This is a genomic window from Mesorhizobium sp. WSM4823 (genome assembly GCF_055811195.1).
This window is the reverse complement of sequence record NZ_JBVVQL010000029.1, coordinates 9863-20897: the sequence shown is the minus strand read 5'-3', so window position 1 is coordinate 20897 and position 11035 is coordinate 9863. Positions and strand designations below refer to the sequence as shown.

Sequence of the window (11035 nt, the reverse complement as noted above, 5' to 3'; positions counted from 1 at the left end):
AGAGAAGCTGCGCTTCGCCATCCGTGAAGGCGGCCGCACCGTCGGTGCCGGCATCGTCGTCACCATCAAAGAGTAATCGACACCGGCATCTGCCGGCCAGATCGAAAAGCAAAAGGGCAGTCCTCGGGCTGCCCTTTTTGCTTTTGGGGGCACCTGCGACATGCGCCTGCGCAGTCGTTCCAAAACCTGTTGCAAGCCTTCAAACCTCAACTAGTATAGGTTGCATCGCGGGGGCTTGCCCAAATGGTTCCGTGGCACCGTTTGAATGGCCGGACATGGTGGACTCTGGGGCTAATCTGCCTGGCGTCGTTCCTTGTCATGGGGCACGCTGCCTTCGCGGCGAATACAAAAAAGTCCGCGCCGGATCTTGGCCCGGCGATGCGGTTTGTCGTCGTCCGCAGCAGCGCGCCTGGTTGCGAACCGACCTGCCCGGAATGGATATCGGCCGAAGGCTCGATAGAAGCCGGCACGCCGGCCCTGTTCAAGCGCACACTCAAGGGGCTCGGCGGTCGAAAACTGCCTGTCGTCATGAACTCTCCCGGCGGCAACGTCGAAGCAGCGCTGGCGCTGGGCCGCCTGATCCGCAAAAACAAGCTCGATGTCGCGGTCGGCAAAACCCGGTTCATCGGCTGCCAGCCCGGTGTGAAGAACTGCAACGAAAACGACGGCAAGGGCGCCCGTTATTTCGGCAGTCCGTATGCCGGCGGTGCCATCTGCAATTCTGCTTGTCCGCTGATGTTTGCCGGCGGCATTAGGCGCGTGGTCGGGCAATGGGCCTATCTCGGCGTTCATCAGATCACCACGACCTATATCAGGACGAAATTGCAGTACCGGACCACCTATCGCGTGGTGAGGGGCAAGAAGAAGATCCTCAGCAAGAAGATCGTCGGCCGCAAGAACGCCGGCAGCTACAAGACCTACGAGATGAGCAAGCCGGTGGAGAAAAGACTGGCGGCCTATCTAAAGGAAATGGGCGTCGGCCAAGGCGTGCTCGAGACGATGAAGAGCACACCGGCCAGCAGCATCCAGCAACTGGCTCCCTACGACATGTTGCAGACGAAGCTCGTCACCAGCCTGGATGCCGTCGATCTGCTGACCGCCGCGACCCTGTGCAACACCGATCCCGCGGCCGCGAACTGCAGGGAAATAGCGGCGCCCGCTGGCGAGGTGGTGGCATACGCCAAGCCCGCTCCCGCCGCGTCGGTCGAACGCGAAACCGTGCAGCGGACCGGTATTGGCGATATGCGTTTCGTTCTGGTTCGAGGCAGGAGTTCTCTCTGCGATCCCAATTGTCCCGAATGGATCTCTGCGGAAGGCACGATCAGCGCCCAAACGCCGCAACGGCTGCGCCAACTGCTTGAGACGATGGGCGATCGGCGACTGCCCGTAGTGATCAACTCACCGGGAGGTGACGTGCTCGGCGCTCTCGCCACCGGAAGGTTGATCCGGGAACGCAAGCTCGACGTGGCGGTCGCGCGGACGGACTTCATTGGATGTGAGCCGGACAAGGCGTATTGCACCGCCGAAGATGGCATCTATGTCGGGCTGACGATCGATGCGAGCGGCGAATGTGGCGCAGCCTGTCCGATCATGCTCGCCGGCGGTGTCAGGCGCCTTGTCGGCCCCCGTGCGCAGTTGACGGTGCATTCGATTGGGTTGGAGCAGACCGTCAAAACCTATCTCAAGGACATGGCAGTCGAACCCGGTCTGCTGGCGGTCATGCAGTCGATACCGGCTTCTCGCCATCGGCAGCTCGAACCCGAAATGATGTTGAAAGTCGGGCTGACGACCGGGCTTGAATCGGTCGATGAATTTACCGGCCCGACCATCTGCAAATCGGAGCCAATGCCGGAGAATTGCCGCGTGGTTTCGACGTCCGAGGTTCAGGCCGAAGTGCCGGTCAAGTTGTAAGGCGCAGGCTCGGCAGCCGGCCCAAGCTGGCCATCGAGGCAGGTTGAGCGACGTTGGATAGTTCCGCTATCGTCCGAAGCAGTGACAGTCCGGCCAGTCGAGGATCGAGAATGAGCCAGGATACTCCGACACTGTTCGAATGGGCCGGCGGCAGCGAAGCGCTGAATCGCTTGACCCAAACCTTCTACGGCAAGGTGTCTAGGGATTCCATCGTCGGCCCGGTGTTCAAAAACATGTCGCCGAACCATGCCGGTCATGTCGCGGCCTTCATCGGCGAGATCTTTGGGGGACCGAAGACCTACAGCGAAAATCATGGCGGCCACCGCGAGATGGTGATGCACCATCTCGGCAAGCACCTGAGCGAGGAACAGCGCCGCCGCTGGATCAACTGCTCGTGGACGCCGCTGATGACGTCGGGCTGCCGGATGATCCGGAATTTCGCTCGGCTTTCATGGCCTATATCGAGTGGGGTTCGCGGCTGGCCAAGATGAACTCCAACCTTGACGCGACCTGTGATCCCGAGACCGAGCCGATGCCGGCCTGGGGCTGGGGCGTGCCCGGCGGACCGTACAAGCCGCCGCCTTCCGGAAACTGACCAGATCGCAGTGGTCGGCTTGATCGTGAGCAGTCAAAGGATCAAGGGAAATGGCCGGAATAACACTTGGATTTCCGCAGATGAAGGCAGGGCAGTACGCACCCTCTTTACAGCGCGCGCGGAAGCTTTTAGGAAGCGCCTGCTGCGCCGACATGCGCAGGATACGGGCATAGCTCAGTTGGTAGAGCGGCGGTCTCCAAAACCGCAGGTCGTAGGTTCGAGCCCTGCTGCCCGTGCCATTTTTCGAAATGGCCAATTCATGAAAATTGTCTGGTCTTCCAAGCATTGGCCGTTTGAAAATCCGCCGGTGGCTTGCCATATAGGCTGTCTTGAGGCATAAGGGGCCATAGCCGGGACGGGACGACTGGATGGTTCCGAGGCGGCGTTTGGTCATAAAGCGGACACTTGCCACTTGCGTGGATCAAGAATCGGTTTTATGTAGACGAAACAGACACGCGACGCGTGGAGCTGGGAAGCCGGCTTTACGCGTCCGATTTGCATGGGCGAAATGATTGCGCTGATTCGGCGCGAACACAGGCTCAGGCGGCACATCCCGGCCAGCGGGATCATCCAGGAGATCCGGTCAACGGGTCTCGAAGACAGGCGGCACATGGCTTCGAAAACCACAAATCCTTTCGTCTTTCTCCAGCAGGTTCGCTCGGAGACCGCCAAGGTGACTTGGCCGTCGCGGCGCGAAACGATGATTTCGACGGTGATGGTCCTGGCGTTCGCTGTGATCGCGATGATCTTTTTCTTTACCGCCGATCAGCTCATGGGCCTCGCGGTCGAGCAGATTCTGGGCATCGGACGCTAAGTCCGGCGATTACGGAGAAGTCTTGAAATGACTGCGCGGTGGTACATCGTCCACGCCTATTCGAACTTTGAAAAAAAGGTCGCCGAGGACATCGAGAACAAGGCCAAGCAGAAAGGCCTGTCCGCTGACATCGAGCAGATCGTCGTGCCGACCGAGAAGGTCGTCGAGATCCGCCGCGGTCGCAAGGTCGATGCCGAGCGCAAGTTCTTCCCGGGCTACGTGCTCCTGAAGGCCAACCTGACCGACGCGGTGTTCTCACTCGTGAAGAACACGCCGAAGGTCACCGGCTTCCTGGGTGATTCGAAGCCGGTGCCGATCACCGAGGCCGAAGCCCAGCGCATCCTGAACCAGGTGCAGGAAGGCGTCGAGCGGCCGAAGCCGTCGGTCACTTTCGAGATCGGCGAGGCGATCCGCGTCTCGGACGGTCCGTTCGCGTCGTTCAACGGTTTCGTCCAGGAAGTGGACGAGGAGCGGGCGCGGCTCAAGGTGGAAGTTTCGATCTTCGGGCGCGCCGTGCCGGTCGATCTCGAATTCGGACAGGTCGAAAAGGGCTGATCCGAAATCCTCGTCGCCCATTCGGTGACGAGGGGAGGCGGCGCGGAGATCGCGCGGCCAAAACGGGTGGAAGGCGAATGCGGCTTTGGCCGGCCGCAGGAACCGCACCACCAGACTGCAACCGCCGGTGTTGCCCCGATGTGGGGCCGGCATGAGATAAAGGCAGGAAAGAGATGGCTAAGAAAATTGCAGGCCAGCTCAAGCTCCAGGTTTCCGCAGGCTCGGCGACACCGTCGCCCCCTATCGGACCGGCGCTTGGTCAGCGCGGCATAAACATCATGGAGTTCTGCAAGGCGTTCAACGCACAGACCCAAGAAATGGAAAAGGGATCGCCGATTCCGGTCGTGATCACCTACTACCAGGACAAGTCGTTCACCTTCGTCATGAAGACGCCGCCGGTGAGCTACTTCCTGAAGAAGGCCGCGAACCTGAAGTCGGGCTCGAAGGAGCCGGGCAAGGTCAAGGCCGGAACGATCGGCCGCGACAAGGTGCGCGCCATCGCCGAGCAGAAGATGAAAGATCTGAACGCAACCGATATCGAGGGGGCCATGCGCATGGTCGAGGGCTCCGCCCGCTCGATGGGCCTGGAAGTGGTGGGCTGAGATCATGGCAAAGATTGCAAAGCGTGTATCGAAGACCCGCGAAGGCATCGATCCCAACAAGGCCTATGCCTTGGGTGAGGCCCTGAAGCTGCTCAAGGACCGGTCGTCGGTGAAGTTCGACGAAACCGTTGAAGTCGCGATGAACCTGGGTGTCGACCCGCGCCATGCCGACCAGATGGTCCGTGGCGTGGTCAATCTGCCGAACGGTACCGGCCGTACGGTCCGCGTCGCCGTTTTCGCGCGTGGCGACAAGGCCGAGGAAGCCAAGGCGGCCGGCGCTGATATCGTTGGCGCCGAGGATCTGGTCGACATCGTCCAGAAGGGCACGATCGACTTCGATCGCTGCATCGCCACGCCGGACATGATGCCGCTGGTCGGCCGTCTGGGCAAGGTGCTCGGCCCGCGCGGCATGATGCCGAACCCGAAGGTCGGCACCGTCACCACTGACGTCACCGCCGCCGTCAAGGCGTCGAAGGGCGGCGCCGTCGAGTTCCGCGTCGAGAAGGCCGGCATCGTGCATGGCGGCGTCGGCAAGATCTCGTTCGACGTCAAGGCGCTGGAAGAGAACGTCCGCGCCTTCGCCGACGCGGTGAACAAGGCGAAGCCGGCTGGCGCCAAGGGCAACTACGTCAAGAAGGTGTCGGTCACCTCGACGATGGGCCCGGGCCTCAAGCTCGACGTCTCGACGCTGGCAGCGTCCTGATACGAACGATTTGGATCGGCCGCTAAAGGACCGATCCGCAAGCAGAATTCCGGGCCTCCGATTATCTCGGCGGCCCGGTATCGGAAGTCGAAAGGCTTCCGGACATCCTGTCCGAGATTGCGGGCGGCCCCAAGCCTTTAGTTCAAGGGGGCCTTAATTCATGTGGGCCTGCATGAGACGGGTGAAGACCGGACAACGGAGCGACTGCTCCAATGAAAGGTTCGAACCGTGTTTGCCTTTTGTCTGCGCACCATTCGGCTTGCCGGCTGGTGTGGCGAAAGGGGGCAGGATCCTCGAGCGTCGTTCGGGAGATCCGTTACTGGATGGCCCGGCCGGCAAAAGGCAACCCGACGCCTGTCCTCGTAAGGGCAGGGGTCAACTGGAGATAGGCAGTGGACAGAGCGGAAAAACGCGAACTCGTCACGGGCCTGAATGAAGCGTTTTCGGGCGCTGGTTCAGTCGTCGTGGCCCACTACGCCGGTATCACCGTCGCGCAAATGAACGACCTCAGGTCGAAAATGCGCGTCGCCGGTGGCACCGTCAAAGTCGCGAAGAACCGTCTCGCCAAAATCGCTCTTCAGGGCACGGACTCCGCATCGATCATCGACCTGTTCAAGGGACAGACGCTGATCGCCTATTCGGAGGATCCGATTGCGGCGCCGAAGGTCGCGTCCGATTTCGCCAAGGGAAATGACAAGCTCGTCATTCTCGGCGGCGCAATGGGCACCACCTCGCTCAACGCCGACGGTGTGAAGGCACTCGCCACACTTCCGTCGCTCGATGAGCTGCGCGGCAGGCTGGTTGGCATGATCGCCACGCCGGCAACCCGGATCGCCCAGATCGTCAATGCACCTGCGGCTTCGGTCGCGCGTGTCATCGGCGCTTACGCCCGGAAGGACGAGGCGGCATGAGGCCGTTCCTCGCTATCACAAACACACGTTCGAACCTTATGAAGGAATATTGCAATGGCTGATCTGGCAAAGATCGTAGACGACCTTTCGAAGCTGACCGTCCTCGAGGCGGCCGAGCTGTCGAAGCTTCTGGAAGAAAAGTGGGGCGTTTCCGCAGCTGCTCCGGTGGCGGTTGCCGCCGCTGGCGGTGCTGCGGCCGCAGCTGCTCCGGTCGAGGAAAAGACGGAATTCGACGTCGTCCTCACCGAGGCGGGCGCTCAGAAGATCAACGTCATCAAGGAAGTTCGCGCCATCACCGGTCTTGGCCTCAAGGAAGCCAAGGACCTGGTCGAGGCGGCTCCGAAGCCGGTCAAGGAAGCTGTTTCCAAGGCCGACGCGGACAAGTTCAAGGCCCAGCTGGAAGCAGCCGGCGCCAAGGTCGAACTGAAGTAAGCGTTTGATATTGGCGGGCGGCTTCGCGCCGTCCGCCACTCCCTTCGCGCCAAGGGAGGCTGCGTAACGCGAAGAGTACGAAAACCTCTTTCCTGAGGGCCGTAAACCGGCCTTCAGGAAACGGGTTTTCTCCCGTTTTGGCCAGCCACCGACAGGTGGCAGGTGAACAAATTAGGGGCCGCCGCCGAGGTGGCCGAGAATGCAAGGCGAGCCGCGGCGAGGTTCGCCCCGAGTTTAGAGCTAAGGAGCGACGATGGCCCAGACACAGACTTTCAATGGCCGCAGACGCGTACGCAAATTCTTCGGAAAGATCCCGGAAGTTGCGGAGATGCCGAACCTGATCGAGGTTCAGAAGGCATCCTATGACCAGTTCCTGATGGTGGAGGAGCCCAAGGGCGGGCGTCCTGACGAGGGACTGCAGGCGGTTTTCAGGTCGGTCTTCCCGATCTCCGACTTTTCCGGCTCCTCGATGCTGGAATTCGTGAAGTACGAGTTCGAAGGACCGAAATTCGACGTTGACGAATGCCGTCAGCGCGACCTGACCTATGCCGCGCCACTCAAGGTGACGCTGCGCCTCATCGTGTTCGATATTGACGAGGATACCGGCGCCAAGTCGATCAAGGACATCAAGGAGCAGGACGTCTATATGGGCGACATGCCGCTCATGACCTTGAACGGCACCTTCATCGTCAACGGCACCGAGCGCGTCATTGTCTCGCAGATGCACCGTTCGCCGGGCGTCTTCTTCGACCATGACAAGGGCAAGTCGCATTCGTCGGGCAAGCTGCTGTTTGCCGCGCGCGTCATCCCCTATCGCGGCTCGTGGCTCGACATCGAGTTCGACTCGAAGGACGTCGTGCACGCCCGCATCGACCGCCGCCGCAAGATTCCGGTGACATCGCTGCTGATGGCGCTCGGCATGGACGGCGAGGAGATCCTGTCGACCTTCTACAACAAGATCACCTACAAGCGCGCCGGTGATCATTGGCGCATCCCGTTCAACGTCGAGCGTTTCCGCGGCCTTAAGGCCGTTGGCGACCTGGTCGACGCCGACACCGGCGAAGTCGTCGTCGAGGCCGGCAAGAAGATCACCGCACGCCAGGCCAGGGCGCTTGGCGAAAAGGGTCTCAAGGCGATCAAGGCGACCGACGAGGATCTGCTCGGCAACTACCTCGCCGAGGACATCGTCAACTATGCGACCGGCGAGATTTTCCTCGAAGCCGGCGACGAGATCGACGAAAAGACGCTGAAGGTGCTTCTCAGCGCCGGCGATGACGAGATCAAGGTTCTCGACATCGATCACGTCAATGTCGGCGCCTATATCCGCAACACGCTCAACGTCGACAAGAACGAGAGCCGCCAGGACGCGCTGTTCGACATCTACCGCGTCATGCGCCCCGGCGAGCCGCCGACGCTCGAAACCGCTGAAGCCATGTTCAACTCGCTGTTCTTCGACAGCGAGCGCTATGATTTGTCGGCCGTCGGCCGCGTCAAGATGAACATGCGCCTCGAGCTCAAGGCCGAGGACACCGTGCGCGTGCTGCGCAAGGACGACATCCTGGCAGTGGTCAAGACGCTGGTCGAACTGCGCGACGGCAAGGGCGAGATCGACGACATCGACAATCTCGGCAATCGCCGCGTGCGCTCGGTCGGCGAGCTGATGGAGAACCAGTACCGCGTCGGCCTGCTGCGCATGGAGCGCGCGATCAAGGAACGCATGTCCTCGATCGAGATCGACACGGTGATGCCGCAGGATCTGATCAACGCGAAGCCGGCGGCTGCCGCCGTGCGCGAGTTCTTCGGCTCCTCGCAGCTGTCGCAGTTCATGGACCAGACCAACCCGCTGTCGGAGATCACCCACAAGCGTCGTCTCTCGGCGCTTGGACCAGGTGGTCTGACCCGCGAGCGCGCCGGCTTCGAGGTGCGCGACGTGCACCCGACGCATTACGGCCGCATCTGCCCGATCGAGACGCCGGAAGGGCCGAACATCGGCCTGATCAACTCGCTGGCCACGTTTGCGCGTGTCAACAAGTACGGCTTCATCGAGAGCCCGTACCGCAAGATCGTCAACGGCAAGCTGACCAACGAAGTCGTCTATCTCTCGGCGATGGAAGAGGCCAAGCACCACGTTGCGCAGGCCAATGCCGAGCTCGACAAGAACGGTGGTTTCGTCGACGAATTCGTCATTTGCCGCAACGCCGGCGAAGTGATGATGGCGCCGCGCGAAAACGTCGATCTGATGGACGTCTCGCCGAAGCAGATGGTGTCGGTGGCCGCGGCCCTGATCCCGTTCCTCGAGAACGACGACGCCAACCGCGCGCTGATGGGCTCGAACATGCAACGTCAGGCCGTGCCGCTGGTGCGCGCCGAAGCGCCGTTCGTCGGCACCGGCATGGAGCCGATCGTCGCCCGTGACTCGGGCGCCGCCATCGGCGCCCGCCGCGGCGGCATCGTCGACCAGGTGGACGCAACGCGTATCGTCATCCGCGCCACGGAAGATCTCGACCCCGGCAAGTCGGGCGTCGACATCTACCGGCTGATGAAGTTCCAGCGTTCGAACCAGAACACCTGTATCAACCAGCGTCCGCTGGTGCGTATGGGTGACCGGGTCAATAAGGGCGACATCATCGCCGACGGTCCGTCGACCGAACTCGGCGATCTGGCGCTCGGCCGCAACGTGCTGGTCGCGTTCATGCCGTGGAACGGCTACAACTACGAGGACTCGATCCTCTTGTCTGAGCGCATCGTCGCCGACGACGTCTTCACCTCGATCCACATCGAGGAGTTCGAGGTCATGGCGCGTGACACCAAGCTCGGGCCGGAGGAAATCACGCGCGACATTCCAAACGTTTCGGAAGAAGCGCTGAAGAACCTCGACGAGGCCGGCATCGTCTATATCGGTGCGGAAGTGCAGCCGGGCGACATCCTGGTCGGCAAGATTACGCCGAAGGGCGAAAGCCCGATGACGCCGGAAGAAAAGCTCCTGCGCGCCATCTTCGGCGAAAAGGCATCGGACGTGCGCGACACGTCCATGCGCATGCCGCCCGGAACCTTCGGCACCGTCGTCGAAGTGCGCGTCTTCAACCGCCACGGTGTGGAGAAGGACGAGCGCGCCATGGCGATCGAACGCGAGGAGATCGAACGCCTCGCCAAGGACCGCGACGACGAGCAGGCGATCCTCGACCGCAACGTCTACTCGCGCCTGTCCGACGTTCTCGTCGGCAAGGAAGCGATTGCCGGACCGAAGGGGTTCAAGAAAGGCTCGAAGCTGTCGAAGGACACGCTCGACGAGTATCCGCGTTCGCAGTGGTGGCAGTTTGCGGTGGAGGACGAAAAGCTCCAGAGCGAACTGGAAGCCCTGCGTGGCCAGTACGACGATTCCAAGAAGGCGCTCGAACAGCGCTTCATGGACAAGGTCGAGAAGGTGCAGCGCGGCGACGAGATGCCTCCCGGCGTCATGAAGATGGTCAAGGTCTTCGTGGCCGTGAAGCGCAAGATGCAGCCCGGCGACAAGATGGCCGGCCGGCACGGCAACAAGGGTGTCGTGTCGCGGATCGTTCCGGTCGAGGACATGCCGTTCCTCGAGGACGGCACGCATGCAGATATCGTGCTCAACCCGCTGGGTGTGCCGAGCCGCATGAATGTCGGCCAGATCCTGGAAACGCATCTGGGCTGGGCTTGCGCCGGAATGGGCAAGAAGATCGGCGAGCTGATCGACGCGTACAAGACAGGTGGCGACATCAAGCCGCTGCGCAAGACGCTCGAGAGCTTCATGCCGGCCAACGACCGCAACGAGCCGATCCGCGACTATGACGACGAGAGCGTCGTTCGCCTCAGCGAACAGATGCGCCGCGGCGTCTCCATCGCGACCCCGGTGTTCGACGGCGCACACGAGGCCGACATCAACATCATGCTGGAGCAGGCGGGCCTGCACACCAGCGGTCAGTCGCAGCTCTATGACGGACGCACAGGCGAACCGTTCGATCGCAAAGTGACGATGGGCTATATATATATGCTCAAGCTTCACCATCTTGTGGACGACAAGATCCACGCGCGTTCGATCGGGCCGTACTCGCTCGTTACCCAGCAGCCGCTGGGCGGCAAGGCGCAGTTCGGTGGCCAGCGCTTCGGCGAGATGGAGGTCTGGGCGCTCGAAGCGTACGGCGCCGCCTACACGCTGCAGGAGATGCTGACGGTGAAGTCGGACGACGTTGCCGGCCGCACCAAGGTCTACGAGGCGATCGTCAGAGGCGACGACACATTCGAGGCCGGCATTCCCGAGAGCTTCAACGTTCTCGTCAAGGAAATGCGGTCTCTGGGCCTCAATGTCGAGCTGGAGAACACCAAGCTGGACGAGAGCCCGGTTCGGCTGCCCGACGCGGCCGAGTAAACAAGACGTCCCGCCCCCCCCCCCCCCCCCCGCCCGCCCCCCCGCCGCCCCAAATAGGGTGCCAGGGTTGGGCGCAGAGCCGGGACAATCAAGAATTATTTTTAGGGGGGTGCCGCCCCATA

General features: G+C 61.8%; 9 protein-coding genes, 1 tRNA gene and 1 pseudogene. All 11 read left to right on the top strand.

Annotated elements, in window-relative coordinates; all coding sequences use genetic code 11:
* Nucleotides 1-76 (top strand): EF-Tu C-terminal domain-related protein (locus tag AC0L26_RS31360; protein WP_454589835.1); only part of this gene is annotated, 76 nt, incomplete at its 5' end.
* 167 nt (nucleotides 77-243) lie between these two features.
* A complete protein-coding gene (locus AC0L26_RS31355) occupies nucleotides 244-1911 on the top strand; it encodes a COG3904 family protein (protein WP_473636008.1) in 1668 nt (555 codons plus the stop codon).
* A 110-nt stretch (nucleotides 1912-2021) separates the two neighbouring features.
* Nucleotides 2022-2506: pseudogene (locus AC0L26_RS31350) on the top strand (group II truncated hemoglobin).
* A gap of 163 nt (nucleotides 2507-2669) precedes the next feature.
* A tRNA-Trp gene (locus AC0L26_RS31345) sits at nucleotides 2670-2745 on the top strand.
* Between the two features lie 371 nt (nucleotides 2746-3116).
* On the top strand, nucleotides 3117-3320 hold the full coding sequence (gene secE, locus AC0L26_RS31340; RefSeq protein WP_029352158.1) for a preprotein translocase subunit SecE: 204 nt from the start codon (nucleotides 3117-3119) through the stop codon (nucleotides 3318-3320).
* Between the two features lie 27 nt (nucleotides 3321-3347).
* Nucleotides 3348-3875 (top strand): transcription termination/antitermination protein NusG, encoded by a 528-nt coding sequence (gene nusG / locus AC0L26_RS31335; protein ID WP_006333333.1) that lies wholly within the window; start codon nucleotides 3348-3350, stop codon nucleotides 3873-3875.
* A 173-nt stretch (nucleotides 3876-4048) separates the two neighbouring features.
* Nucleotides 4049-4477: a 50S ribosomal protein L11 gene (gene rplK / locus AC0L26_RS31330; RefSeq protein ID WP_029352163.1), complete on the top strand. Its 429-nt coding sequence runs from the start codon at nucleotides 4049-4051 to the stop codon at nucleotides 4475-4477.
* A gap of 4 nt (nucleotides 4478-4481) precedes the next feature.
* Entirely contained in the window at nucleotides 4482-5180 is a 699-nt protein-coding gene (gene rplA / locus AC0L26_RS31325; protein ID WP_473636007.1) for a 50S ribosomal protein L1, read from the top strand.
* A gap of 392 nt (nucleotides 5181-5572) precedes the next feature.
* Nucleotides 5573-6091 carry a 50S ribosomal protein L10 gene (rplJ, locus tag AC0L26_RS31320; RefSeq protein WP_065011395.1) on the top strand — a complete coding sequence of 173 codons (519 nt, stop codon included), beginning with the start codon at nucleotides 5573-5575 and terminating at the stop codon, nucleotides 6089-6091.
* Between the two features lie 54 nt (nucleotides 6092-6145).
* Nucleotides 6146-6523: a 50S ribosomal protein L7/L12 gene (gene rplL / locus AC0L26_RS31315; RefSeq protein WP_023680442.1), complete on the top strand. Its 378-nt coding sequence runs from the start codon at nucleotides 6146-6148 to the stop codon at nucleotides 6521-6523.
* A 253-nt stretch (nucleotides 6524-6776) separates the two neighbouring features.
* Entirely contained in the window at nucleotides 6777-10913 is a 4137-nt protein-coding gene (gene rpoB, locus AC0L26_RS31310; RefSeq protein WP_473636006.1) for a DNA-directed RNA polymerase subunit beta, read from the top strand.
* The last annotated feature ends 122 nt before the right edge of the window (nucleotides 10914-11035 follow it).

Excerpts from the sequence above, each read along its gene's own strand:
- AC0L26_RS31355 (WP_473636008.1), top strand. The coding sequence starts at position 244 with ATGGTTCCGTGGCACCGTTTGAATGGCCGGACATGGTGGACTCTGGGG.
- secE (WP_029352158.1), top strand. The coding sequence starts at position 3,117 with ATGGCTTCGAAAACCACAAATCCTTTCGTCTTTCTCCAGCAGGTTCGC.
- nusG (WP_006333333.1), top strand. The coding sequence starts at position 3,348 with ATGACTGCGCGGTGGTACATCGTCCACGCCTATTCGAACTTTGAAAAA.
- rplK (WP_029352163.1), top strand. The coding sequence starts at position 4,049 with ATGGCTAAGAAAATTGCAGGCCAGCTCAAGCTCCAGGTTTCCGCAGGC.
- rplA (WP_473636007.1), top strand. The coding sequence starts at position 4,482 with ATGGCAAAGATTGCAAAGCGTGTATCGAAGACCCGCGAAGGCATCGAT.
- rplL (WP_023680442.1), top strand. The coding sequence starts at position 6,146 with ATGGCTGATCTGGCAAAGATCGTAGACGACCTTTCGAAGCTGACCGTC.
- rpoB (WP_473636006.1), top strand. The coding sequence starts at position 6,777 with ATGGCCCAGACACAGACTTTCAATGGCCGCAGACGCGTACGCAAATTC.